This window comes from Paracoccus sp. S3-43 (assembly GCF_029027965.1).
Lineage (GTDB): Bacteria > Pseudomonadota > Alphaproteobacteria > Rhodobacterales > Rhodobacteraceae > Paracoccus.
In genome coordinates this window covers 290,001-313,819 of the sequence record NZ_CP119082.1, presented here as the reverse complement: position 1 = coordinate 313,819, position 23,819 = coordinate 290,001, and the positions used below count along the sequence as shown (strand labels likewise).

General features: G+C 63.9%; 19 protein-coding genes, 1 tRNA gene and 2 rRNA genes (1 of these 22 only partly in view). 13 read left to right on the top strand and 9 right to left on the bottom strand.

The genetic code is table 11. The features are described 5' to 3' along the window. Positions 1-97: 97 nt before the first annotated feature. From PXD02_RS01540 to PXD02_RS01530, 3 genes are all read left to right on the top strand, one after another. The gene (locus PXD02_RS01540; RefSeq protein WP_275105222.1) at positions 98-622 is read left to right on the top strand and encodes a hypothetical protein; all 525 of its coding nucleotides are present in this window, start codon (positions 98-100) and stop codon (positions 620-622) included. A gap of 156 nt (positions 623-778) precedes the next feature. Further along, complete coding sequence (locus PXD02_RS01535; RefSeq protein ID WP_275105221.1) at positions 779-1,861, top strand: GIY-YIG nuclease family protein; 1,083 nt, start codon at positions 779-781, stop codon at positions 1,859-1,861. Between the two features lie 92 nt (positions 1,862-1,953). Continuing rightward, positions 1,954-4,020, top strand: a complete 2,067-nt coding sequence (locus PXD02_RS01530; protein ID WP_275105220.1) for an AAA family ATPase — start codon at positions 1,954-1,956, stop codon at positions 4,018-4,020. Positions 4,021-4,634: 614 nt separating this feature from the next. Here the strand turns inward: PXD02_RS01530 and PXD02_RS01525 are convergent. Further along, positions 4,635-4,844 carry a helix-turn-helix domain-containing protein gene (locus tag PXD02_RS01525; protein WP_275105219.1) on the bottom strand — a complete coding sequence of 70 codons (210 nt, stop codon included), beginning with the start codon at positions 4,842-4,844 and terminating at the stop codon, positions 4,635-4,637. 307 nt (positions 4,845-5,151) lie between these two features. On the opposite strand from PXD02_RS01525, the gene PXD02_RS01520 reads away from it, so the two are divergent. From PXD02_RS01520 to PXD02_RS01510, 3 genes are all read left to right on the top strand, one after another. After that, positions 5,152-7,236, top strand: a complete 2,085-nt coding sequence (locus PXD02_RS01520; RefSeq protein ID WP_275105218.1) for a hypothetical protein — start codon at positions 5,152-5,154, stop codon at positions 7,234-7,236. A 45-nt stretch (positions 7,237-7,281) separates the two neighbouring features. Further along, positions 7,282-7,758, top strand: a complete 477-nt coding sequence (locus PXD02_RS01515) for a hypothetical protein (RefSeq protein ID WP_275105217.1) — start codon at positions 7,282-7,284, stop codon at positions 7,756-7,758. A 62-nt stretch (positions 7,759-7,820) separates the two neighbouring features. Then, complete coding sequence (locus PXD02_RS01510; protein ID WP_275105216.1) at positions 7,821-8,132, top strand: hypothetical protein; 312 nt, start codon at positions 7,821-7,823, stop codon at positions 8,130-8,132. 122 nt (positions 8,133-8,254) lie between these two features. Here PXD02_RS01510 and PXD02_RS01505 read toward each other — a convergent pair whose 3' ends face one another. Together PXD02_RS01505 and PXD02_RS01500 are read right to left on the bottom strand one after the other, a co-directional pair. Next, positions 8,255-9,214 (bottom strand): IS481 family transposase, encoded by a 960-nt coding sequence (locus tag PXD02_RS01505; RefSeq protein WP_275105215.1) that lies wholly within the window; start codon positions 9,212-9,214, stop codon positions 8,255-8,257. 289 nt (positions 9,215-9,503) lie between these two features. Then, positions 9,504-10,328 (bottom strand): LPD7 domain-containing protein, encoded by an 825-nt coding sequence (locus tag PXD02_RS01500; protein WP_275105214.1) that lies wholly within the window; start codon positions 10,326-10,328, stop codon positions 9,504-9,506. A gap of 97 nt (positions 10,329-10,425) precedes the next feature. Between PXD02_RS01500 and PXD02_RS01495 the strand changes: the two genes are divergently transcribed. The 4 genes from PXD02_RS01495 (at position 10,426) to PXD02_RS01480 (ending at position 15,667) form a co-directional block, all read left to right on the top strand. Further along, positions 10,426-11,552, top strand: a protein-coding gene (locus tag PXD02_RS01495; protein ID WP_275103593.1) for an IS3 family transposase whose coding sequence is annotated in 2 segments (ribosomal slippage) — positions 10,426-10,690 and positions 10,690-11,552 — 1,128 coding nt in all. Because the reading frame shifts where the segments join, the coding sequence is not laid out codon by codon here. Between the two features lie 20 nt (positions 11,553-11,572). After that, positions 11,573-13,996, top strand: a complete 2,424-nt coding sequence (locus tag PXD02_RS01490) for an error-prone DNA polymerase (RefSeq protein WP_275105213.1) — start codon at positions 11,573-11,575, stop codon at positions 13,994-13,996. 49 nt (positions 13,997-14,045) lie between these two features. Continuing rightward, on the top strand, positions 14,046-15,005 hold the full coding sequence (locus tag PXD02_RS01485; RefSeq protein ID WP_275105212.1) for an IS481 family transposase: 960 nt from the start codon (positions 14,046-14,048) through the stop codon (positions 15,003-15,005). A 92-nt stretch (positions 15,006-15,097) separates the two neighbouring features. After that, a complete protein-coding gene (locus PXD02_RS01480) occupies positions 15,098-15,667 on the top strand; it encodes an OB-fold nucleic acid binding domain-containing protein (protein WP_275105211.1) in 570 nt (189 codons plus the stop codon). Positions 15,668-15,818: 151 nt separating this feature from the next. Here PXD02_RS01480 and PXD02_RS01475 read toward each other — a convergent pair whose 3' ends face one another. Then, entirely contained in the window at positions 15,819-16,337 is a 519-nt protein-coding gene (locus tag PXD02_RS01475; RefSeq protein ID WP_275105210.1) for a HEPN domain-containing protein, read from the bottom strand. A gap of 116 nt (positions 16,338-16,453) precedes the next feature. Between PXD02_RS01475 and PXD02_RS01470 the strand changes: the two genes are divergently transcribed. Beyond that, positions 16,454-17,241 (top strand): IS5 family transposase gene (locus PXD02_RS01470; RefSeq protein WP_275103592.1). Its coding sequence is split into 2 segments (ribosomal slippage): positions 16,454-16,793 and positions 16,793-17,241, totalling 789 coding nucleotides; the frame shifts between segments, so codons are not numbered across the junction. A gap of 32 nt (positions 17,242-17,273) precedes the next feature. Here the strand turns inward: PXD02_RS01470 and PXD02_RS01465 are convergent. Beyond that, positions 17,274-17,696, bottom strand: a complete 423-nt coding sequence (locus tag PXD02_RS01465; protein WP_275105209.1) for a hypothetical protein — start codon at positions 17,694-17,696, stop codon at positions 17,274-17,276. A gap of 98 nt (positions 17,697-17,794) precedes the next feature. Between PXD02_RS01465 and PXD02_RS01460 the strand changes: the two genes are divergently transcribed. Further along, a protein-coding gene (locus tag PXD02_RS01460) for an IS5 family transposase (protein ID WP_275103592.1) occupies positions 17,795-18,582 on the top strand; the annotation gives its coding sequence in 2 pieces (ribosomal slippage) (positions 17,795-18,134 and positions 18,134-18,582; 789 coding nt in all). Here the strand turns inward: PXD02_RS01460 and PXD02_RS01455 are convergent. Next, a complete protein-coding gene (locus PXD02_RS01455; RefSeq protein WP_275105208.1) occupies positions 18,501-19,172 on the bottom strand; it encodes a hypothetical protein in 672 nt (223 codons plus the stop codon). The genes PXD02_RS01460 and PXD02_RS01455 overlap by 82 nt on opposite strands. 291 nt (positions 19,173-19,463) lie before the next feature. Here PXD02_RS01455 and PXD02_RS01450 point away from each other — a divergent pair, with 291 nt between their 5' ends. Next, on the top strand, positions 19,464-21,122 hold the full coding sequence (locus PXD02_RS01450; RefSeq protein WP_275105207.1) for a recombinase family protein: 1,659 nt from the start codon (positions 19,464-19,466) through the stop codon (positions 21,120-21,122). 3 nt (positions 21,123-21,125) lie between these two features. On the opposite strand, the gene PXD02_RS01445 is transcribed toward PXD02_RS01450, so the two are convergent. The 3 genes from PXD02_RS01445 to PXD02_RS01435 all read right to left on the bottom strand — a co-directional run. Then, positions 21,126-21,202 (bottom strand) — tRNA-Met (locus PXD02_RS01445). A gap of 60 nt (positions 21,203-21,262) precedes the next feature. Next, positions 21,263-21,377: ribosomal RNA gene (rrf, locus tag PXD02_RS01440) — 5S ribosomal RNA — on the bottom strand. An 86-nt stretch (positions 21,378-21,463) separates the two neighbouring features. Then, positions 21,464-23,819 (bottom strand): 23S ribosomal RNA (locus PXD02_RS01435); it runs 476 nt beyond the window's last position.

Genomic DNA, 23,819 nt, shown 5'->3' with positions numbered 1-23,819 from the left:
GATTTTATGTTTTACGGTGCCATATAATGCGGACGGAAGCAAGAGATCTCACCTTCTTGCCCCGCCCTAACCACAACCGATCCTCAGGAGATCAATCATGGCTATCTCATCCCCTACCACGCCCTCCGGCGTGACAAAAGCCTCTGCGCATTTCACCCATACCGAGATCTCGCGCAGCTTCTCGCGGCTGATCGGGTCAGTCAGCGGGTATATCGAGGCCGAGCGCGACATCGAGCATGCGGCGTCCTGGGATCCGGCGTTCCTGCACTGGCACCGTGACGCCGAGGTGGCGCGGACGCAGGTGCTGTCCACCATCGACCATATCCGGGTGGCCGTGCCTGTTCGCCCAGAGGACCAGCCGCTGAAGCGCATGGCGTTGCTTTTGTTCGCGCTGATCGAGTCCGGCTCCTCCTCGGAGTTCCTGCGCCTCGCCGTCCGGCTCGAGCGGGGCGACGGGCGTTTCGCCTGCCCCGGCAGCGGCCCGGTGGCGCGGCGGGTCGGCGCGATGCTGGCGGCGGCGCGGATGCAGGTGGCCGACCTGGCCTCGCTGTCGGCGCTTGTCGATCCGCTGGAGATCGCTGTGGCCGACAGCGCCGTCGATCCGGTGCCGGTCGCGGCCTGACAGCCGCCTTTCCCTGACATTCCTGCATGCCGTGACCGGTGCGTGCTGCGCGCGCACCGCCCGGTCTGCGTATCTCACCGTCCCGGACCGCTGTGGCCGCGCAAGGCGTCCGCGTCAGCTCCCGGCACAACTAATTTGTTTTTCAGGAGCATTCCCATGACTGTCCTGCAATCCTGCGCGGCCCAAGCGCCGCTTCCCGCCGGCCTGACCCGCCACCCCGGCCCCCTTCATGCCCACTGGATCGCGGCGGCGGAGCAGAAGGGGTTCGATCTCCTGGCCCGGGTCACGGACCGTCTTCACCTGGCCCTGCGCTGCCGGTGCTGCGGCGGCGTCAGCGTGACCAGGCTTTATGTCCTGATGACCAGCCAGCCGCTCTGCCGCACCTGCCTGGAGACGGCGCGGACCGCCCGCGCGGCGGCGGCGGGCCTCGCCTATCTCGGCCCCGATCCCGATCACCCACAATACGGCCTTTTCCGCGCCACCTGCGGGCACGTCCTGCGGCGGCAGTTCGAGATCATCGACCGCGTCGCCCGTGGCGAGACCGGCCTGCGCTGCGAGACCTGCTTTGCCAAACGCGAACGCCAGATCGCCGCTCGCCATGGCTGGACCCGGATCGGCCCGGACCCGCGCGGCAATCCCAACTATCACCTCTACCACCACAACGCCTGCGGCCATACCCAGCGGATCGCCCGGGCCAATCTCCGCTGGGGCCAGTGCGACTGCGCGGGCTGCGGTGAGAGCTGGGCTGCCAAGCCCAGTTTCCTCTACCTGCTGGGCATCCGGCATGACGGCAGGGAGTTGCTGAAGCTGGGCTACAGCGCCAATCCGTTGAAGCGCCAGAGGCACCAGTTGGGGCTGCCGAAGACCGCGCAGGTGACGCTGCTGCGCCGCGTGGCGATGCCGACGGGACACGCCGCCTGCGCCGTCGAGAAGCGCCTGCACGCCCGGCTGCGCCGGCAGCATCCCGAGGCGGTGGTGCCGCCCGGGGATTACCGGGGCATCCTCAACGTGGTGAGCGAGATCTACCGTCCCTGGCTGCGGGCCGAACTGGAGCGCCGGCTCGACAGGATCGAGAAGGCCGCCGCCGGGGGCGGCATGGCACCAGGCGCCGGCGCCGCAACCCGATCTGGCCGACCCGAGGTCGACGGAAACGAAAGCCCAGGGGCCAGAGCCGGCAACGACAATGGCGACGACAGCGGCAGCCAGGATGGCGGGGGCGACGACAGGGCGGCCTGCTGATCCGCCTCCGCCCGGGGCGGCTGCGGCCGCCCCAGCCCTGGTGCATCTCCCCTGCCACACCCAGTCCCTCGCCCTTCCCGAAGGAGCTGTCCATGCCCAGCCTGTCTGCCATGCCCGCCTTGCCCGCCTGGCTTCCCCACTACCTGACTGTCGCGGCCTGCCTGGACGCGGCGCCCTGTCCGCCGGTCGCTGATGCGCCGGAGATGTCCGAGACGGTCTTCCAGGCCTTGGTCGAGGGCCGCCTCGACGACGTCGAGGACCAGATCGAGGAGCTGCCGGACTGGGGAGAACGCCCGCGTCCGGCGACCCCGCTGGCGGACGACCCGCTGCGCGCCATCGCCCTTGCCGGGCTGTGCCGGGCGCTGCCGACCTCTGAGGCCATTGCCGCGCTGACGGCGGTCGGCGCGGTCACGGTACTCTGGTGCCCACCCGACGGGATGATCGACGACGCGGCCTCGCTGCTCACCGCCCTGCTGGCACCCGGCAACGGGCGCCCGCCGGTGCGGATCATCGCCCTGCGCGCCGTCGGGGACACCCGCGCGGCCGGGCGGCCCGAGGACGCCGTCGCCCCCGCCATAACGGCGATCAGCGCGACGACCGCCCCGCATGTCCTGCTGGTGGAGGCGGGCGTGGCCATGCCCGGCGAGATCGCCGCCACGCTGCCCGCGCCGCTGCGCCTCGGCCCCGTGGACGGATGGCTGGTGGCCGCCGCCCTCGGCCTGCGCGGCGGCGGCACGGCCCACCTGCGGGCCACCCTGCCGGATGACGCCGCACTGCGGGCGCTGTCGCCGCTCCAGCTGCGCTTCGCCCTGCGCCACCGCATCTGCGACCGGCAGATCGCCGAGCTGCACCGCATGACCCGTTCCAACCGGTCCAACGCTCCGATCCTGGACGACATCGTCGGCCATGGCGCGGCCGAGGTGGCCGCCCGCCGCCTGGTCGCCGATCTCGCCGCTTGGCAGGCCGGGCGCATCGAATGGTCCGACATGACCCGGTCGCTCCTGTTCGTGGGACCGCCCGGCACCGGCAAGACCTGGCTGGCCCGTGCCATCGCCGCCTCGGCCGGCGTGCCGCTGATCGAAGGCAGCCTCGCCGCCTGGCAGGCCGCCGGCCATCTGGGCGACATGCTGCGCGCCATGCGCGCCAGCTTCGCCCAGGCTCAGGCGGCTGCCCCCGCGGTGCTGTTCCTGGACGAGATCGACGGCGCCGGCGACCGGGGCAGCGACGACAGCCACGCCCGCACCTATCGCCGCCAGGTGATCAACGCGCTTCTCGAACAGCTGGACGGCGCCGGCCGGACACCGGGCCTGGTCGTCCTCGCCGCCTGCAACGAGATGGAGGCGCTCGACCCGGCGCTGCGCCGCCCTGGCCGGATCGATCGGATCGTCGCGGTGCCACCGCCCGGTCCTGCCGCCATTGCCCGGATCCTGACCCGGCGTCTTGACGGCGCGCTGTCGGCCAAGGCAATCGACAGCCTGGCCCGGCGCGCAATCGGCCAGAGCGCCGCCGCCATCGACGGCGCGGTTCGTGAAGCCCGCAGCCGGGCGCGGGCGGCGGGCGTTACCCTGACCGTCGCCGACATCGCCCGGGCCTTGGGACTGGCCCGGGAGGAGCCGGCCATCATCCGCCGCTTCGCCCTCCATGAGGCCGGCCATGCCATCGCCGCCACCCTGCTGGCGCGCGGCCGCGTCCAGGAGATCCAAGTCGGCACGGCGGGCGGCCATGTCGCGTTGGGACACCGGGCGCCGCTGCTGACCCGGCGCGATCTGATCGATCAGCTGACCTGCCTGCTGGCGGGCCGGGCGGCCGAGGAGCTGGTGCTGGGCAGCGGCTGCATCGGTGCCGGACAGGGCGCCGACAGCGATCTGGCCCGCACCACGGAGATCGCCCTGCGGCTGGAACTCACCTACGGTCTTAGCGGTCACAGCCTGGTCCGCTTCGCCGACCCGGCGCACATGCTGATGACCGATCCGGCGGTGCGGACCCGCGCCGACAGGCGGCTGCGCGCGGCGCTCCGCCGCGCCCGCCAGCTCCTCGCCGCGGAATATCACTGGCTGCTGCACCTCACAGACCGGCTCTGCGCCGAGCGCGTCCTCACCTGCGGCAATGAGGGCCTGGAGCGGCCCGGCCCGGACCCGGAGACGCGCCATGAGCCGTGAGCCGGGTCTCCCGGCGCTGCTGGCCGAGGCGGCGGTCCTGGTCGAGATCCTCGATCTGCTGTCCCTGGCGGTCGAGGGCCTCGCGCAGGAGGCGCGGGGTCGTGGGCGCGGTCGATGCCTGTTCCGCAGGATCGTACGGTCTGAGGATCCAATGCCTTCCCCAGGCTCGCAAAAGCCTCCCTTCAGCATTCCGCCGGGGACTTTAATAAAAAGACTGAAGAAACCCCGGCCATCTGCCCCCTTCCGGAAGACCTTTGTCCAAGGAGCGCTGCCAAAACGGAAAACCGCCGAAAGCCGACGAAATCCCGAACCGTTTTCCGAGGAGATGAGCATGAAACGCGTCGGGGATGCGCGACGCCGCGTCTTGGGACAAGGCCGGCGGGCGTTGCGTGGGCCTCGGGGCGAGAGCGGGATCCAATCAGCGCCGAGGTTGCTTCGAGAGAGATCTGGCCAACAGCGCACAGGCCTGTCCAGACCGGCGACCCTCTCTGGCGATGCACCTCCCTGCCACCGCCTCCGCCGACGGCGTCGCCAAGTGCGGCCCGCACGGAATGGGCGGCATCAGCCGACTTCTCGAGGCATCGTCAGCCACCGGTGACGGTCAGTTTCCTGGCCTACCCCTGCTCGCCTTCCAGGATCAGCGCGAGGAGGCGGGCCGGTTCCAGTCCGAGGGCCCGGACGTATTCAACGAACTCGACCACATCCAGACGTCGCTCGCCCGTCTCGACCTTGGCGACATATGACTGCGGCCGGCGCAGGCGCCCCGCCAGTTCGGCTTGCGTCAGGGCGCTCCGCCCCCGCTCCCGCCGAAGAACGGTCATCATCGACACATGGAGCGGGGACCGAAGGGAACGGGACATGCGCAAGCCTTTGCTTTCGCTTGCGCCGATAATCCCGTTTCAGTATTATCCCATTTTAGGATATTCGCTGATCGTTCCCTGGAGATTGCCCGATCCTTAGACATCTCCAGTTCATGGTCCCGACTGACAGGCATCGCTTTCACCGACGGCGCCGGAGGCTTGGCAGGCCCCGGATTTGCGGCCCAGTCGGCTGAACCTGCCTCACGCTCTGTCCACCTACGACTTGCCGTCACCGCCTCTCGCTCTTGCGCCCGCACAAGAAGGATTTCCCATGACCCGATCTTTTCCCGCCCTGCTCGGCTCCGTGGCCACGCTGTGTCTTGTCTCGCCCGCGCTTGCCGCCGAGGCCCGCTATTACACCTCGCAGTCTGTCACCTGCGACGGCCGCGGCCATGTCCTGGAGCTGCGCGTCGCCCCGGAGGACGAGCCCAACATCCGGCTGTTCTGGCGCGGGCAGGACAACCGCATCTCGGGACGGGACTGGCACCTGCCGGCCGAGTTCCTGGCGGGACAGCCGGTCGTCCTCGACCAGGCCGCCACCTATCCTAAGGCCAGGCTGGAGGGCGTGGAGGGCGACGCGCCCACGCTGCGGCCCATGGGCTTCGACGGCGCCCCCCTGCCCGATTGCGAGGCCTTCGTCTTCGCGCCGGCGGACGCCCCTGCCGCCCGCTACGATGCCGTGCTGGTGATGCTGGAGGCGGACGCACCCTCTCCCGCCGATCTGGCCGCCGCCCGCGCCGCCGCCGAGGCGCTGCCGCCGCCGGTGCTGCTGCCGCCGCTTGACCAGCAGACCAAGCGCCAGGCCGTTCAGGAGGGGCTGAAGACGATGGGCGCGCGCATGGTCGAGCGCGCCCGCATCCTGGCGGGCGAGATCGAGGGCGACGAGGCGGCGGCGCTGTTGCCCGCCATGCGCGACGCCTGGCGGGCCAGCCGCGACCGGACCGAGGCGGAACTCCTGACCGAGCTGCAGGACAGCCGCGCCCTGGCGCTGCTGCTGGCGGGCCGCGACGTGACCGCCATGGCCGAGACCGATCCCGCGCGGCTTTGCGCGACGATGGACGGCACCAGCACCAACGTGATGTCGCCCGGCTTCGGCAGGGTCGGCGAGGAGACGCTCCTGGAGATCGCTTCCGGCCTGCCGCTGGAACACTGGACGCGCGAGATCGCCGAAGCCACCATTGCGCTGTCGCAGAGCTGCGCCAGCAACCGCTACGAGACGCTGGTGGCCCAGGCCTGGCCCCGGATCGAGGCGCGCATCGCCGGCATGGACAAGCTGCGCGCCACCATCACCCGCCTGGCGGCGACGCCGGTCACCCTGGAAGCCTACCGCGCCGCCAACTGGCTCACCATCGATGCGGCGGCGCTACGCGACACCGGCCTCTCGCGCGAGGAGATCGACCATGTCCTGAGGCCCGCCACCGCCCGCCTCCTCGAGACCGCCGTCCCGGTGCTGGCGCAGGAGCTGGCGCAAGGGGTCGCGGACGAGACCGACATCCCGGCGATCACCAGCCATTGCGTGCGGCGCATCGGCGCCGCCACGGCCGGCATGGACGCCACGCCCGCCGCCCGCATCACCGGGGGCTGCGAGGAGATCGCCGCCGCGCATCTGGAACGTGTCGGGAAGGCGCGGATCGCCGAGATGGCGGCCAAGGCCGAGGCGGTCGGCGAGAGCTACGAGGAGGCGCTTGCCACCGACGGCTATGCGGTCCTGCCGGATTTTGGCCCGCGCCCGGCAAGCGACGCCTTCGACGCGGCCGTGGCCGCGCTGCGTGCGGTCGCACAGGAGGCCGAGGCCCGCGTGGCCCCCAAGCGCGACCGGGTGCTGGCGGCGGAAGCCGAGCGCCTGGCGACGGCCTATGCGGACCTCGAGCCCGGCAGCCCGGCCTCGGCGGCGCTGCTCACCTGCGCCCGCTACCCGGACACGCCCCGGCTGGCCGGCCTGCACCGCCAGTGCCAGGAGTTGTCGGCCGCCTTCCAGCAGCAACATGGCGAGGCCCGGTGCGGGCGTCTTTACGAGGAGGCCGAGGCGGAGGAGGATCTGCGCGACGCCGCTCTCGACGTGGGGGAGCGCGGCATGGTGCCGCTGCGCCGGCTCATCTGCCACCTGCCGCTCGCCGCCACCCTGACCCGGCATGGCGGACTCTTCCGCGAGACCCGCTACGAGGTCAGCCTGCAGGCCCAGGGGAAAAGCGGCGCGCGGACGCTGTCCGGCACCCTGACGCCGGCCGGGGCGCCGGGCGTCTGGCGCCTCACCGAGATCACGTTGGAGCCGGGTCCCCTGCGCGCGGATCACGATCCCGACGCGCCCGCCACCCTGGACCTCTGCCTCGACAGGCCTGACCGCTGCGTCGACTGACCTCGCCCTTCTTTCCGAAGACCCCTTCCGACTGTGGAGACACCCATGAAGCCCTTCCTCCTTGCCGCCGCCTTCGCCCTGCCCGCCGCCCTCGCCCAGGCCGAGCCGTATCTGGCCCGCTGCCACATGGGAGAGTGCATCCACTACGACCAGACCTCGCGCCAGGTTGTCGGCCAGGGCAGCGCCGCTGTGCCCGGCGACCTGGTGATGGTCACCCTGCGCCAGGCAGTCTCGGACGATCCCGACACCCCGGCTAGCGGCCTCGACTGGGGCGAACCCTCGCCCGTGCAGGTGTTCTGCAGCGGCACGCGCCCGGCCTTCATGGCGGGCGACGCCAGCTATACCGCGCTCGACCTGGTCACCCCGGCGGGCGCCACCACGCTGATCACCACGATGTATCTGCGCGCCTGCCATCCCGGCCTGGGCCCGATCGACGATCCCTTCGCCGCCGCCGCCCGGCTGGGCTACCGCGCTACTGAGACCGGCAGCTTCGAGAACTTCGCCGCGCTGATCCGCCGCTGATCCGCCCACGGACTGCCCATCGGGGCGGCGCACTGCCGCCCCCCTTCGGAAAGGACACCGACATGACCCGCACGTGCCTCCTGATCGCCGCCGCCGGCGCCGCTATTCTCCTGATCATCGCCCTCGTCGCCGCCACCGCCCTGTTCCCCGGCGGCCCGCTCAGCCGCAAGGAAATGCGCTTGGTGGACGACTTCGCCGCGGCCTATACCGCCTGCATGGACTCCGCCGGCGATGCCAACGGCATCAGCCTGGGCGACTGCAACGAAGCCAAGATCCTCAAGGCCCGGATCGACGAGGCCGGCCTCTGCATCGACTACGACAACACCCGACAGGATACCTATGAGGACTTCTATCGCTGCGGAAGCGCACGGTGAGCGGAGATCGAGGGTGACGGCGTGCGGCGACGTTGCATAGCATAATAGAGTAATAGTGTAATATTACTCTATTATGCTATCATTCCGCCGAAGAACACGCCCGAAGCTATCACAATAGCAACCTAGATGTTCAGTCCCGGCATCTGGTGGATCGGGTTTAGGATGAATCTGTCTGGCTCTGATGTCCAGATCTTGCAGATGTATTCGTAGGGCGTGAGGCCGCCGAGGGTCTTGAGCCTACGCGCGAAGTTGTAGGCTGCCATGAAGTCGGCGAGATGCGTGCGGAGCTCGTCGTGGCTGGTGTAGTGAAAGCGTTTGACGGTGGCGTCCTTGATCGTGCGGTTCATCCGCTCGACCTGACCGTTGGTCCACGGGTGGTTGGGCTTCGTCAGGCGGTGCTCAATGCCGTTGGCCTCGCAGATCATGTCAAAGCGCATAGGTCTGGAATAGATGGTGTTCCGGTTCCGAGGCTGCTCGGCGAACTGAATACCGTTGTCGGTGAGGATGGTATGGACCTGATAGGGCACGGCTTCGAGCATGTGCTGCAGGAACTCCCAAGCTGTCTTCCTGTCCGCCTTGTCGACGAGCTGGGTCACGGCAAACTTGCTCGTGCGGTCAATGCCGACGAACAGGTAAAGCTTGCCTTCAGCAGTCTGCACCTCGGCGATGTCGATATGAAAGAAGCCGATAGGGTAGCGCTTGAACTTCGACCGTTTCGGCTTGTCGCCTTCCACGTCGGGCAGTCGAGAGATGCCGTGGCGCTGAAGGCACCGATGCAGCGCTGAGCGTGTCAGGTGTGGAATTGATGGCTGCAGGGCATAGAGGCAGTCGTCCAGCGGCAAAAGCGTGTGCAGCCTGAACGCGACGATGGCCGCCTCCTCGGCTTCTGTCAAAACCGTGGAGCGTGGCTCCTTCGGCCCTGTCTTGAGATCATCGACCGTCGCTCGCTTGCGCCACTTCGCCACTGTCTTGGGGTTAATGCCGAGCTCCCGGCTCAGCGTCGCGAGCGAAGCTTGCGATCGTTGTATTGCAGCTCTGACGGCGTGCGTGGTCGTGGCGCTCCCGTGACGAACCTGGCCCATAATGCTTCCCTCCATCCCTGAGAAAGGATCGCACCATCAAACCGTGGGATCAAACATCTAGGGCAATAGCATCCTGGCACGCTATCACCTCCCGCCGGGAAAAAGCCATGATCGCATCAGCGCCGCCCTCAGGGCCAAGGCGACAATTCCAACGGCAGCTATTACAATATTATCCTAGGATGCTATCACCGGGAGCCGCGACAAGTTGAGATTAGCCCTCTCTTGCAAGCAGCTCGATCCTGTGAGCCGCCACCTTATGGTGGCGGCGAATGGAGTTTCTGAGGCGCCATCATAGGCTGGGTTTGATGTCCGTGTCCGCGTCGGTGCTGTCTGCGTCAAGGTCGCTGGCGGCCTCCGCAGGGTCGCTTGGCGTAGCAGCTTCCGACACAGGTCTCGTCGCCTCAGGCACGACGTCGGTAGGCTTCTCCTTGGTTGAGGGCGCGGAACTCTCCGGCGCCGTCTCAGCCGCCTTTGCGTCGGGGCCCGGGCGACCGAGTTCTGCCAGGTCATAGCCGGCTTCGGCCAGGGTGGCAGCTATCAGGGCATTGGCCCTTTCATCGAGACCGACCGGCCTCATCCCAAGTTCGGCGCACTCGATTGTCATCCGCGCAACAAATTCCCGACTGCCTGCGATATCACAGACACTCCAGCCTTTTGCCTTTGCTTCCAAGGCCATCAGACGTATCGAAAGATCAGTCGATCTCGTAGTAACGATGCTGTCGCCTTTGTCCTTGACAACAGCGCCGTCACTCAACGTCACGGAACGGCTTGCAACATCAATATAGTGAAGCGCAGCGGCGATGTCGGATGGCACCTCAACCGGATACAGCGATTTCCAGAGCCGGACCTTGAAGTTCGCCGCTGGTGTTTGGACCCTGTGCGGCCGGATTCCTGCCACGGGCTCTGAATCCGGGGAAGCCACAGGAACGTGTTGAGGCTGCAACAGGTCAATCCGGTTGGAAAGAGGTTCAGGCTCCGGCTCAACCACAGCTGGGTATTTCTTGCGATTGAACTGCTTCCGCCGCTCGAGGCGCTGCTGGTAAATGCCCGCAAGATCGATGTCGTCGAGACGTGCCCCGACATCCTTGTATGGGGAGGCTTCGATCAGCTCCATCGCATAATCCCGGGAGACGAACTGCCTGCTCTGGAGTGCCCCCACTGAAGTGGTCCGCCAACTGGGATACAAATATCCTGTTCAGGAGGACCATCAGATGGCAGGCAAGCGAGACAAACCGGAAGACATCGTTCTGAAGCTTCGACAGATCGAAGTGCTTCATGGACAGGGAATGGCGATTTCCGACGCGGTGCGGCAGATCGGCGTGACCGAGCCGACGTATTATCGCTGGCGCAAGCAGTATGGCGGCATGAACCGGGATCAGCTGAAGCGTCTCAAGGAGCTTGAGGCGGAGAACCAGCGGTTGCGGCGCGCGGTGTCAGATCTGACCTTGGACAAGATGATCCTGAGCGAGGCTGCACGGGGAAACTTCTAAGCCCTTCGCGCCGTCGCAAGTGCATCGATCATGTGCGGCAGGCGCTTGGCATATCCGAGCGCCGCGCCTGCCGCACCCTCGGGCAGCACCGCTCAACGCAACGCAAGGTTCCTTGCGGCGCCCCGGACGAAGAACGGCTGACGGAGGACATCATCGCGCTCGCTCGCACCTACGGGCGATATGGCTATCGGATGATCACCGGACTGCTGAACAACGCCGGTTGGCATGTAAATCATAAACGCGTGGAACGGATATGGCGGCGTGAAGGGCTGAAGATCCCACAAAAGCAGGCAAAGAAGGGTCGGCTCTGGTTGAACGACGGGTCCTGCGTCCGTCTCCGACCGGAGCACCCGAACCACGTCTGGTCCTATGATTTCGTTCAGGACCGGACACATGACGGACGGCTGTTTCGGACGCTCAATATCATCGACGAATTCACGAAGGAGGCGCTGGTGATCCGTGCAAACCGCAAGCTCAATTCCACCGACGTAATCGACGCCCTGACGGAGCTGTTCATCTTGCGTGGCCCGCCTGCGTTCATAAGGTCCGACAATGGCGCGGAATTCATTGCCAAGAAGGTGCAGGGCTGGATCGGCGCAGTTGGTGCCAAGACCGCGTTCATCGAGCCGGGTTCACCCTGGGAGAACGGGTATTGCGAGAGCTTCAACGCTCGATTCCGCGACGAACTCCTGGACGCAGAAGTCTTCTATTCGCTTAGGGAGGCCCAGATCCTCATCGAGCGATGGCGCCGCCACTACAACACTGTCAGGCCGCACAGCTCCCTGGGATACCGCCCGCCCGCACCGGAAGCCCTCATCCCAATAGACCAGCGGCCGACGATGCACTAACAATCAACCCGGACCACTCCGTGGGGGCAGTCCACGGCACCGCGCTGCTGGTCTATCCGACCGACCGGGCGGCTTATGCCCGTCTCTGCCGGTTGCTGACCCTGGGCAAGAGCCGGGCGGGCAAGGGCAAGTGCCGTCTGGACTGGTCGGATCTGGCCGATTACGCCGAGGGCCTGATCGCCGTTCTGGTGCCGGACCTTGCGGATGATGTCTGCGCGCTGCGCCTGCGGCGGCTGCGCGACCTGTTCGAGGACCGTGCCTATCTCGCGCTGACCCTGCGCCGCCGCCCGAATGACCAACTGCGGCTGCACGAGCTGTCAAACCTTGCTGTCCAGATCGGCGTGCCGACCGTGGTGACGAACGATGTCCTGTATCACGACCCGTCGCGTCGTATCCTCCAGAACGTGGTGACGGCGATCCGCCACAATGTCACCGTCGAGGCCCTGGGCTTTCGCCGCGAGCGCCATGCCGATCGTTACCTGAAGCCGCCCGCGGAAATGCACCGGCTGTTCAGCCGCTATCCCGAGGCCCTGGCGCGGACCGTCGAGATCATGGATCGCTGCCGGTTTTCGCTGGACGAACTCCGCTACCAGTATCCCGAGGAACGCGACGACCCCTCCCTGACTCCCCAGGAAACGCTGGCGCGGCTCACCTGGGAGGGCGCCAAGGGGCGCTACCCCGAAGGCGTGCCCCCGGAGGTCACGGCCAGCCTGTCTCACGAGTTGGCGCTGATCGAGAAGCTCGACTATGCGCCGTATTTCCTGACGGTCCACAGCATCGTCCGCTTCGCCCGCTCCCGCGACATCCTCTGTCAGGGGCGCGGCTCGGCGGCGAACAGCGCCGTGTGCTATGTGCTGGGCATCACCGCCATCGATCCGGGCCGCAACGACCTGCTCTTCGAGTGCTTCGTCAGCGAGGAACGCCGCGAGCCGCCCGACATCGACGTGGATTTCGAGCACGAGCGCCGCGAGGAGGTGATCCAGTGGGTCTACCAGACCTATGGCCGGGACCGCGCCGCCCTTTGCGCCACGGTGATCCGCTACCGCGCCCGGGGCGCGCTGCGCGACGTGGGCAAGGCCATAGGCCTGCCCGAGGATCTGATCCAAGCGATCTCCAGCCAGATCTGGGCTTGGTCAGAGGACGGGGTGTCGGACGAGCAGATCAGGGCGTTGAACCTCGACCCCGCTGACCGGCGGCTGCGCCTGACCCTGGATCTGGCCAGGCAGTTGATGGGCGTGCCCCGGCACCTGTCGCAGCATCCGGGCGGGTTTGTGCTGACCCAGGATCGGCTCGACGACCTGGTGCCGATCGAGCCGGCCGCCATGGAAGACCGGCAGATCATCGAATGGGACAAGGACGACATCGACGCGCTGCGGTTCATGAAGGTCGATGTGCTGGCGCTCGGCATGCTCACCTGCATGGCCAAGGGGCTGGCCTTGATCGAGGACCACAAGGGCGTCTCCTACGATCTCGCCACCATTCCCGCCGAAGACTCGCGCACCTATGCGATGATCCGCAAGGCCGACACGCTCGGCACCTTCCAGATCGAGAGCCGGGCGCAGATGGCGATGCTGCCGCGCCTGAAGCCGCGCACCTATTACGACTTGGTGGTGCAGGTCGCCATCGTCCGGCCGGGGCCGATCCAGGGCGACATGGTTCATCCCTATCTGCGCCGCCGCGAGGGCAAGGAGCCGGTCGAGTATCCGACGCCGGAGCTGGAAAAGGTGCTGGGAAAGACCCTGGGCGTGCCCTTGTTCCAGGAACAGGCCATGCGGGTGGCCATCGAATGCGCCGGCTTTACGCCGGGCGAGGCCGACATGCTTCGAAAGTCGATGGCCACCTTCAAGTTCACCGGCGGGGTCAGCGCCTTCAAGGACAAGCTGGTGTCCGGCATGGTGGCGCGCGGCTACGAGCCCGAGTTCGCTGAGCGCACCTTCCGACAGCTGGAGGGCTTCGGCAGCTATGGTTTCCCGGAAAGCCACGCCGCCAGCTTCGCGCTGCTGGCCTATGCCTCGGCCTGGCTGAAGTGCTGGCATCCCGACGCCTTCTGCGCCGCGCTCCTGAACAGCCAGCCGATGGGCTTCTATGCCCCGGCGCAGATCGTCCGCGATGCCCGCGACCATGGCGTCGAGGTCCGACCGGTCTGCGTCAACGCCAGTCGCTGGGACTGCACCCTGGAAGCGACCGGGCGGTCCGAGAATGACGAAAGCCGCTTCGCCGTCCGCCTTGGGCTGCGGATGGTCAAGGGGCTGGCCAATGCCCACGGTGCCGCCATCGTCACCGCCCGCGCCGATCAGCCCTTCGCCTCGGTCGAGGATCTGTGGCGCAGGGTCCGCGCGCCGCTGGCCGCGCTGACCCGGATCGCCGAGGCCGACGGCTTCCGCCCGAGCCTCGGCTTCTCCCGCCGCGACGCCCTTTGGGCCATCAAGGGACTAGCTGTTTGATCCCACGGTTTGATGGTGCGATCCTTTCTCAGGGATGGAGGGAAGCATTATGGGCCAGGTTCGTCACGGGAGCGCCACGACCACGCACGCCGTCAGAGCTGCAATACAACGATCGCAAGCTTCGCTCGCGACGCTGAGCCGGGAGCTCGGCATTAACCCCAAGACAGTGGCGAAGTGGCGCAAGCGAGCGACGGTCGATGATCTCAAGACAGGGCCGAAGGAGCCACGCTCCACGGTTTTGACAGAAGCCGAGGAGGCGGCCATCGTCGCGTTCAGGCTGCACACGCTTTTGCCGCTGGACGACTGCCTCTATGCCCTGCAGCCATCAATTCCACACCTGACACGCTCAGCGCTGCATCGGTGCCTTCAGCGCCACGGCATCTCTCGACTGCCCGACGTGGAAGGCGACAAGCCGAAACGGTCGAAGTTCAAGCGCTACCCTATCGGCTTCTTTCATATCGACATCGCCGAGGTGCAGACTGCTGAAGGCAAGCTTTACCTGTTCGTCGGCATTGACCGCACGAGCAAGTTTGCCGTGACCCAGCTCGTCGACAAGGCGGACAGGAAGACAGCTTGGGAGTTCCTGCAGCACATGCTCGAAGCCGTGCCCTATCAGGTCCATACCATCCTCACCGACAACGGTATTCAGTTCGCCGAGCAGCCTCGGAACCGGAACACCATCTATTCCAGACCTATGCGCTTTGACATGATCTGCGAGGCCAACGGCATTGAGCACCGCCTGACGAAGCCCAACCACCCGTGGACCAACGGTCAGGTCGAGCGGATGAACCGCACGATCAAGGACGCCACCGTCAAACGCTTTCACTACACCAGCCACGACGAGCTCCGCACGCATCTCGCCGACTTCATGGCAGCCTACAACTTCGCGCGTAGGCTCAAGACCCTCGGCGGCCTCACGCCCTACGAATACATCTGCAAGATCTGGACATCAGAGCCAGACAGATTCATCCTAAACCCGATCCACCAGATGCCGGGACTGAACAACTAGCCCCCGAGGAACTGCCGCTGTTCGCGGCGGCGTCAGACCGCGAGTGCGAAAGCAACCCCGAGGCAGCCGAACCCGCGATCACATTGCATCCGATGACTCTCGGCCGCGAGGTGGTCGAGGATTACGGCCATACCGGGCTGTCGCTGCGCCAGCATCCGGTGGAATTTCTGCGCGACAGACTGAAGCAGCGCCGTATCGTCACCTGTGCCGATGCCATGGCCAGCCGCGACCGGTGCTGGCTGGAGACCGCCGGCCTGGTCCTGGTCCGCCAGCGGCCCGGATCGGCCAAAGGGGTGATGTTCATCACGCTGGAAGACGAGTCCGGCGTCGCCAACCTAGTCATCTGGACCAGGGTCTTCGAAGCGCATCGCCGCACCATTCTCGGCGCCGGGATGATCGCCGTCCGGGGCCGCATTCAGCGCGAGGGCGAGGTGGCGCATCTGGTCGCCCATCAGCTGACCGACCTGTCGCGCGAGCTAGCCGGCGTCGGCCGAGGCGGCACCGCCTTCCCCCTGCCCCACGGGCGTGGCGACGAGTTCCGCCATGGCAGCCCCGCCCCGGATCCGCGCGGGATCGTGCCTGAAGGACCGCGGCCCCGTGACATGTATGTCCGCGACCTGCATCTGGACAGCATCAAGGTGAAGGGGCGGGATTATCGATGAAGGGATGGTGCGCTCTGAAACATAGGGCACAGGCATCTTGGGCGGAAAGCGGTCGTTCGCTGCTTACATCCTGAACGGTGGGTATGCTCAGGCCCTAGCCATCCACTGCACTACGCACAGCGGTATCTGTGGGCGCGAAATGGCGGAATAATTAGATTTTTGCGTAGGTTGTGGCGCCCAGATGCGGATCAGCCAGAATTGCATCAAAAACACACTGTATGTAAGCCCTAAATTGATCGATCACATCAATGATGTCATTAAAACTCAAATCCGAAGCGTCATCGTTGTGATGAACAATCTTGTTGCGCTTTTCAACGGTAGTAACCACATAGTCTTTGAATGCGATAACTTCTGGCTTTGAGATGTCGATGCCAATGCGTTCAAACGCCTTCATTGTCTTCCAATAACTTGGGGATACCATGTCTGAAATGTCTTTCCTAGCTTTCGATCCAACAAAAGATTTAAACTCAAGGTTGGCTTTCTCATGCCCCGCCACCCACGCGACAAAGTTGTGAGGGAGATTTGCAGAGTTTATTCGGCTTTGCATGTTTAGCATGTACTCACTGGCAATATCCTGTACAAATGCCTCCAGAATTGAGCACGCACTGACAAGATATGACTTAACAAATACGTTCTGGTTCTCGTAAAATAGGGCATCAGGTGGCTCCATCACGGATCTATCTGCGGATGCGCGGACAACCTGCTTCAACCCATCAAATTGGCTAGGCCGTGTTGACAAAAGGGATTCACAGGACGTGCTGAACGTGATTCAAGCTGGTATCTGCGATGGAGACCAGCTTGGCACGAGACCTGATGTCTGACGAGGAATGGGCGTTTCACGAACGCTTCATTCTGGCCGTCCGCGCACCGAACGGGCGCAAACCCATGAACCATCGTCTTGTTCTGGATGGGATTTTCTGGATAGCCCGCACAGGTTCGCCGTGGCGTGACCTGCCGGAAGAGTTCGGCAAGTGGTCGTCGGTCTACCGCCAGTTCCGGCGCTGGACCCTGGCCGGGCTGTGGGAAGGGATACTGGAGGCCCTGAACGAGAGCGGGGTGGTTCCAGCGGCCTTGCAGATGATCGACAGCACCGTGGTCCGCGCCCATCATCAGGCAGCGGGCGCTAAAGGGGGACTCCGCGACAGGGTTTTGGCCGTTCGCGAGGTGGCTTCACGACAAAGATCCACCTCCGCGTCAATGGCGCAGGCCTGCCCATGAGGTCGGACATCACGCCGGGCCAGACATCGGACTATCTGGGCTTTGACCTCATCATGGACGACAACCTGCCAGAGCCCTCCGTCCTGCTGGCGGATCGCGGCTATGACTCTGACAGGGTTCGAGAAACCATGGAGGCGCGCAACGTCGTGCCGGTGATCCCGATGCGAAAGTCCCGCAAGCTGCGCGTGGCCGTGGACCGAACCCTTTACCGGCTGCGCAACCTCGTCGAGCGCTGCTTCAACAAGCTCAAGAATGCCCGCCGCGTCGCCACCCGCTACGACAAAACCGCAGAGAGCTTCCTGGGCTTCATCGACATCACCTCGATCCGCATCTGGCTCCGCCATTTGTCAACATGACCTACAGTAAATTTGAAGAAGATCAACGCTAATCACTTAATTGCCACCTGGAGCTTTTTATCCCACAGCGCATTTCGGCGCGCGATAGAAGTTTTCCGCTGCAGACCACCGGCCGTAAGTCTCTTGAAGTCCGGAGAAGCGCACAGTGCCGCGAACGCTTCCCTGACCTCAGTTCTTTTTTCACGAAGAGTTTTGGTCGGGATCCTTCCGAGAGACGCCATCAGAAGGTCATAGTATACGATGCCCTGACGACGCCTATTTTTATTAATGTCCGAAAAAAGCTCATCATTATCGAACACCAATTTGCACGCGGCAAGGCTGGCTTTGAATTCTTTTCTCAATTGGATGATCTGGGTGCTGTCAAAACTGGTCGCTTTCTCCATAAAGCTATCGAGAAACTTGGACAGATTATCACCATACTGATCCGGCGCGTCTTTGAATGCAAAGTAACGCAATACCAGTTCCTCGCTCTCTCTCGCGTCATTCTGACTAGGCCGTGTTGACAAAAGGGATTCACAGGACGTGCTGAACGTGATTCAAGCTGGTATCTGCGATGGAGACCAGCTTGGCACGAGACCTGATGTCTGACGAGGAATGGGCGTTTCACGAACGCTTCATTCTGGCCGTCCGCGCACCGAACGGGCGCAAACCCATGAACCATCGTCTTGTTCTGGATGGGATTTTCTGGATAGCCCGCACAGGTTCGCCGTGGCGTGACCTGCCGGAAGAGTTCGGCAAGTGGTCGTCGGTCTACCGCCAGTTCCGGCGCTGGACCCTGGCCGGGCTGTGGGAAGGGATACTGGAGGCCCTGAACGAGAGCGGGGTGGTTCCAGCGGCCTTGCAGATGATCGACAGCACCGTGGTCCGCGCCCATCATCAGGCAGCGGGCGCTAAAGGGGGACTCCGCGACAGGGTTTTGGCCGTTCGCGAGGTGGCTTCACGACAAAGATCCACCTCCGCGTCAATGGCGCAGGCCTGCCCATGAGGTCGGACATCACGCCGGGCCAGACATCGGACTATCTGGGCTTTGACCTCATCATGGACGACAACCTGCCAGAGCCCTCCGTCCTGCTGGCGGATCGCGGCTATGACTCTGACAGGGTTCGAGAAACCATGGAGGCGCGCAACGTCGTGCCGGTGATCCCGATGCGAAAGTCCCGCAAGCTGCGCGTGGCCGTGGACCGAACCCTTTACCGGCTGCGCAACCTCGTCGAGCGCTGCTTCAACAAGCTCAAGAATGCCCGCCGCGTCGCCACCCGCTACGACAAAACCGCAGAGAGCTTCCTGGGCTTCATCGACATCACCTCGATCCGCATCTGGCTCCGCCATTTGTCAACATGACCTAGGTCCGGATAATTCTCCCTATCCCGTCTGTCATTCGTTCCGCCGCCGTTTATCCTGCCGGCATGAGAACTTTCCGCTAAGAGCGCGAGACTTGGTGCGCGACTCTTCAACCATGCAAAAAGCCGGTCTGTCCGAAGCCGCGGGTTCCTGGCCACGAACTGCGCAGTGATTTCAGGGATGAGTGCATACGTCCACAGACTCAACGCGTTTTTGATGGCTTGCTCGGCATGCGTCAAACCGCGCCGCCCGCGTGCGTGAGGTTCGATCCTGCGCAGGGGCACGACAAGGATGACATAACCCTGTTGGATGAACCGCCTCTTCTCGATGGGCGATATCAAGGTGCTCTTCGCGACAATCTGTGGTGTTGTGGGCACAAAGGCACCGAACAGGCGCCTTCCCACGCGATCAATGATCGGCTGAGGAATAAGCTGTTCGTCGTAATTCGCTTTGTCGAGATCGTAGATCAGGAGGGCCGGCGCCAAGTCAGCGAAGCGAACCTCTGGCGAATCGCTGTCCCCTTGTCTCTTCTCAAGTTCAGCTTGCGCACCAACCCGGATCCTCGAGAGAGCTGCTTCAATTTCATCCATCGACGCCTCTCACGTCAAACAGCCGATTTGTTTCCCAAGTCGGTCCCGAACTCTCCTTCAGATTGCACGGACCTTTCCGTCCGGGTCAATCTCGATGTCCAGAACGCCGTCCAAGCCAGACCGATCCCCGTCAGTTCGTCGGCCCGATCAGCCGCGAGCCAGCGACGCGGACATTGATTACCTGGCGCAGGAACCCCATCATGAAGGCCTCAACGCGCTCGTCCGCCTCCTGGCCCGGCAGGCGGCACGGGAGTATCTGGGCCAATCCACCACGGAGGGAGGGGACACGCCGTGACCTTCAAAGCATCATCGCCTGTCCGGGCGGCCGTCTATGCCCGCTATTCCTCCGATCTGCAGCGGGATGCCTCGATCGAGGACCAGCTTCGGCTCTGCCGCAAGCTGTGCGCCGACAATGGCTGGCTGGTGACGGAGACGTTCCAGGATCGGGCGAGCAGCGGGTCCTTCGATCTGCGTCCCGGATTTCAGGGTCTGCGGCAGGCCGCCATGCGAGGCGGCTTCGACGTCGTGGTGGCCGAGGCCCTGGACCGTTTCTCGCGTGACCAGGAACACATCGCAGGCTTTCACAAGCAGATGAGCTTTCAGGGTATCCGAATCGTCACCAAGACCGAGGGCGAGATCAACGAGATGCATGTCGGTCTCGGCCGCACGATGGCGGCCCTCTACATCAAACACCTCGCCCAGAAGACCCATCGGGGGCTGGAGGGCCGGGTGCGGGAGGGCAAGTCGGCCGGCGGCATCGGCTATGGCTACAAGGTCGATCGCCAGGCGCTGCCCGAGGGCAGTTCGACCGCAGGCGACCGGGTCATCCACGAGGCGGAAGCGGCGATCGTGCGGCGGATCTTCCGCGACTATGCGGCGGGCAAGAGCGCCCGCACCATCGCGGTCGCGCTGAACGCGGAAGGCATCCCTTCTCCAGCTTCGGGCCGCAGCAGCGGCACTTGGAGCCCCTCTACCATCGGCGGCAACTGGAAGCGCGGGACGGGGATCCTCAACAACGAACTCTATATCGGCAAGCTGGTCTGGAACCGGCTGCACTACCGCAAGGATCCCGCCACCGGAAAGCGGGTCTCGCGGCTGAACCCGCCCGAAGACTGGGTCGTCGAGGAGGTGCCGCATCTGGCCATTGTCGACCAAGCCCTTTGGGAGAAGGTGAAGGCCCACCAACAGGCAACCCGCGAGGAGATCTTCGAAAGCCGCGCCGAGAACCCCGACGCGCCGGGCATCGAGCGCGGCCACCGGCCCCGTCATCTGCTTTCCGATCTGATCCGCTGCGGCTGCTGCGGGGGCGGCTATTCGATGATCAGCAAGTCCCGGCTGGGCTGTTCGAGAACTCGCAACAAGGGGACCTGCGACAACCGCCGCACGATCCTGCGCAAGGAGGTGGAGGAGCGAGTGCTCTCTGGCCTGAGGGAGCGGCTGATGAGACCGGACCTGCTGCGCCGGTTCATCGAGGAGTTTCAGCGCGAGGTGCAGCGCGGGCGCCAGGAGGCCCTGGCGGAACGGGCCGATCTCGAACGCCGCCATGCCCGCGTCAAGAAAGCCATCGACAGCATCATCACCGCGATCACCGAGGGGATGTATAGCCCCTCCATGAAGGAGAAGATGGACGCGCTCGAAGCGGAGCGCGCCGAGATCGAAGCCGCCCTCGCCCGCACCGAAGAACCTTCACCGGTGGCGATGCATCCCGGCATCGCCGCGGTCTACGAGAAGAAGGTGGCGGCGCTGAGCACGGCGCTGAACGCCTACGACACGCGCGTGGAGGCGGCGATGATCCTGCGCGGGCTGATCGAGAAGGTGGTATCCACCCTGGTCCGGAGAGGCAGGGGATCGATCTTTACGGAGAGCTGGGAGCGATCCTGGCACTGTGCGGGGATCGGGATGCCAAACATGCCGACGCCCGCCTGGGCGGCGGGCGTTCGAGGCAAGTGACGATGGTTGCGGGGGCAGGATTTGAACCTGCGGCCTTCAGGTTATGAGCCTGACGAGCTACCGGGCTGCTCTACCCCGCGCCAATGGATGTCCTGCTCGGTTTTTTTCATCGTGTCGGAGAGATGTTCGCGTCTTTCCAGGTCTGGCGGTGACCTACTCTCCCACGTCTTTTGACGCAGTACCATCGGCGCAGCGGCACTTAACGGCCGAGTTCGGGATGGGATCGGGTGTTTTGCTCGCGCTAGGGCCACCAGACCGGGAAAGAAGCGATCAGCGTGTTCCGTTTTCGGGAACGTGTTGTCCAAGGATGCTTTCGGGAAGAAGTCCTGCTTCTTCCGGATCAAATCAAGCCTATCGAGCCATTAGTACCGGTCAGCTGAATACATTGCTGCACTTACACCTCCGGCCTATCGACGTGGTGGTCTTCCACGGCTCTCAAGGGAGACCTTGTTTTGAGGGGGGCTTCACGCTTAGATGCCTTCAGCGTTTATCCTGTCCGTTCATAGCTACCCTGCACTGCCGTTGGCACGACAACAGGTCCACCAGTGGAACGTTCACCCCGGTCCTCTCGTACTAGGGGCAACTCCTCTCAAGTCTCCAACACCCACGGCAGATAGGGACCGAACTGTCTCACGACGTTCTAAACCCAGCTCACGTACCTCTTTAAACGGCGAACAGCCGTACCCTTGGGACCTGCTCCAGCCCCAGGATGAGATGAGCCGACATCGAGGTGCCAAACGATGCCGTCGATATGGACTCTTGGGCATCATCAGCCTGTTATCCCCAGCGTACCTTTTATCCGTTGAGCGATGGCCCTTCCACTCGGGACCACCGGATCACTATGGCCGACTTTCGTCTCTGCTCGACTTGTCAGTCTTGCAGTCAGGCTGGCTTCTGCCATTGCACTCAACGAGCGATTTCCGACCGCTCTGAGCCAACCTTCGCGCGCCTCCGTTACTGTTTGGGAGGCGACCGCCCCAGTCAAACTACCCACCACGCAGGGTCCCGGATCCGGATGACGGACCGCGGTTAGACATCAGAACAGCGAAGGGCGGTATCTCAAGGATGGCTCCACGGGAACTGGCGTCCCCGCTTCAAAGCCTACCGCCTATCCTGCACATCGCAATCCTGATGCCAGTGCGAAGTTGTAGTAAAGGTGCATGGGGTCTTTCCGTCTAACCGCGGGAAGTCTGCATCTTCACAGACAATTCAATTTCGCTGAGTCCACATTTGAGACAGCGGGGAAGTCGTTACGCCATTCGTGCAGGTCGGAACTTACCCGACAAGGAATTTCGCTACCTTAGGACCGTTATAGTTACGGCCGCCGTTTACCGGGGCTTCAATTCAAGGCTTGCACCTCTCCTTTTAACCTTCCGGCACCGGGCAGGCGTCAGACCCTATACGTCGCCTTACGGCTTCGCAGAGCCCTGTGTTTTTAGTAAACAGTCGCCACCCCCTGGTTTGTGCCCCCGACCGACAGTTGCCTGCCAATCGGGCCTCCTTCTCGCGAACTTACGGAGGTATTTTGCCGAGTTCCTTAAATGTGGTTCTCTCAAGCGCCTTGGTATTCTCTACCAGTCCACCTGTGTCGGTTTAGGGTACGGTCTTGTGGAGGGCTATTTCCAGGAACCGCTGAACTGCCCGACCAATCCGATAAGGTCGAACAATCTTTGCGATCCGTCACCATCTCCTGGCCCAGGAATATTAACCTGGTTCCCATCGACTACGCCTTTCGGCCTCGCCTTAGGGGCCGGCTTACCCTGCTCAGATTAGCTTTAAGCAGGAACCCTTGGACTTTCGGCGACAGGGTCTCTCACCCTGTTTGTCGCTACTCATGTCAACATTCTCGCTTCTGATCACTCCACCGGATGCCTCACGGCCCGGCTTCACAGTCAGAACAGTGCCTCCGTTACCCTTCGCAGGGCAAAAGAGGCAGCGTTCTCTATCACAGAACGCTCCGCTACCACGCACCATAAGGTGCATCCAAAGCTTCGGCTCGTGGCTTGAGCCCCGTTACATCTTCGCCGCAAGACCTCTTGATTAGACCAGTGAGCTGTTACGCTATCTTTAAAGGATGGCTGCTTCTAAGCCAACCTCCTGGTTGTTTTGGAAGTCTCACATGCTTTCCCACTTAGCCACGAATTGGGGGCCTTAGCTGTTGGTCAGGGTTGTTTCCCTCTCCACGACGGACGTTAGCACCCGCCGTGTGTCTCCCGGATAGTCCTCTCGGGTATTCGGAGTTTGCTTAGACTCAGTAAGGCTGTGGGCCCCCATCATCCATGCAGTGCTCTACCCCCCGAGGGATACGTCCGAGGCGCTACCTAAATAGCTTTCGCGGAGAACCAGCTATCTCCGAGTTTGATTGGCCTTTCACCCCTAGGCACAAGTCATCCCGACCTTTTTCAACAGGTGTGGGTTCGGACCTCCAGTTGGTGTTACCCAACCTTCATCCTGCTCATGCCTAGATCACTCGGTTTCGGGTCTGATCCGTCTGACTCAAGCGCCCATTTAAGACTCGCTTTCGCTGCGCCTACACCTAACGGCTTAAGCTTGCCAGACAGACCAAGTCGTTGACCCATTATACAAAAGGTACGCCGTCACCCCTCAAGGAGGCTCCGACTGCTTGTAGGCGTCCGGTTTCAGAAACTGTTTCACTCCCCTCGTCGGGGTGCTTTTCACCTTTCCCTCACGGTACTG

Excerpts from the sequence above, each read along its gene's own strand:
- PXD02_RS01520 (WP_275105218.1), top strand. The coding sequence starts at position 5,152 with ATGACCCGATCTTTTCCCGCCCTGCTCGGCTCCGTGGCCACGCTGTGT.
- PXD02_RS01530 (WP_275105220.1), top strand. The coding sequence starts at position 1,954 with ATGCCCAGCCTGTCTGCCATGCCCGCCTTGCCCGCCTGGCTTCCCCAC.
- PXD02_RS01510 (WP_275105216.1), top strand. The coding sequence starts at position 7,821 with ATGACCCGCACGTGCCTCCTGATCGCCGCCGCCGGCGCCGCTATTCTC.
- PXD02_RS01475 (WP_275105210.1), bottom strand. The coding sequence starts at position 16,337 with ATGGAGCCACCTGATGCCCTATTTTACGAGAACCAGAACGTATTTGTT.
- PXD02_RS01525 (WP_275105219.1), bottom strand. The coding sequence starts at position 4,844 with ATGATGACCGTTCTTCGGCGGGAGCGGGGGCGGAGCGCCCTGACGCAA.
- PXD02_RS01500 (WP_275105214.1), bottom strand. The coding sequence starts at position 10,328 with ATGGAGCTGATCGAAGCCTCCCCATACAAGGATGTCGGGGCACGTCTC.
- PXD02_RS01480 (WP_275105211.1), top strand. The coding sequence starts at position 15,098 with ATGACTCTCGGCCGCGAGGTGGTCGAGGATTACGGCCATACCGGGCTG.
- PXD02_RS01455 (WP_275105208.1), bottom strand. The coding sequence starts at position 19,172 with ATGGATGAAATTGAAGCAGCTCTCTCGAGGATCCGGGTTGGTGCGCAA.
- PXD02_RS01515 (WP_275105217.1), top strand. The coding sequence starts at position 7,282 with ATGAAGCCCTTCCTCCTTGCCGCCGCCTTCGCCCTGCCCGCCGCCCTC.
- PXD02_RS01535 (WP_275105221.1), top strand. The coding sequence starts at position 779 with ATGACTGTCCTGCAATCCTGCGCGGCCCAAGCGCCGCTTCCCGCCGGC.
- PXD02_RS01505 (WP_275105215.1), bottom strand. The coding sequence starts at position 9,214 with ATGGGCCAGGTTCGTCACGGGAGCGCCACGACCACGCACGCCGTCAGA.
- PXD02_RS01540 (WP_275105222.1), top strand. The coding sequence starts at position 98 with ATGGCTATCTCATCCCCTACCACGCCCTCCGGCGTGACAAAAGCCTCT.
- PXD02_RS01485 (WP_275105212.1), top strand. The coding sequence starts at position 14,046 with ATGGGCCAGGTTCGTCACGGGAGCGCCACGACCACGCACGCCGTCAGA.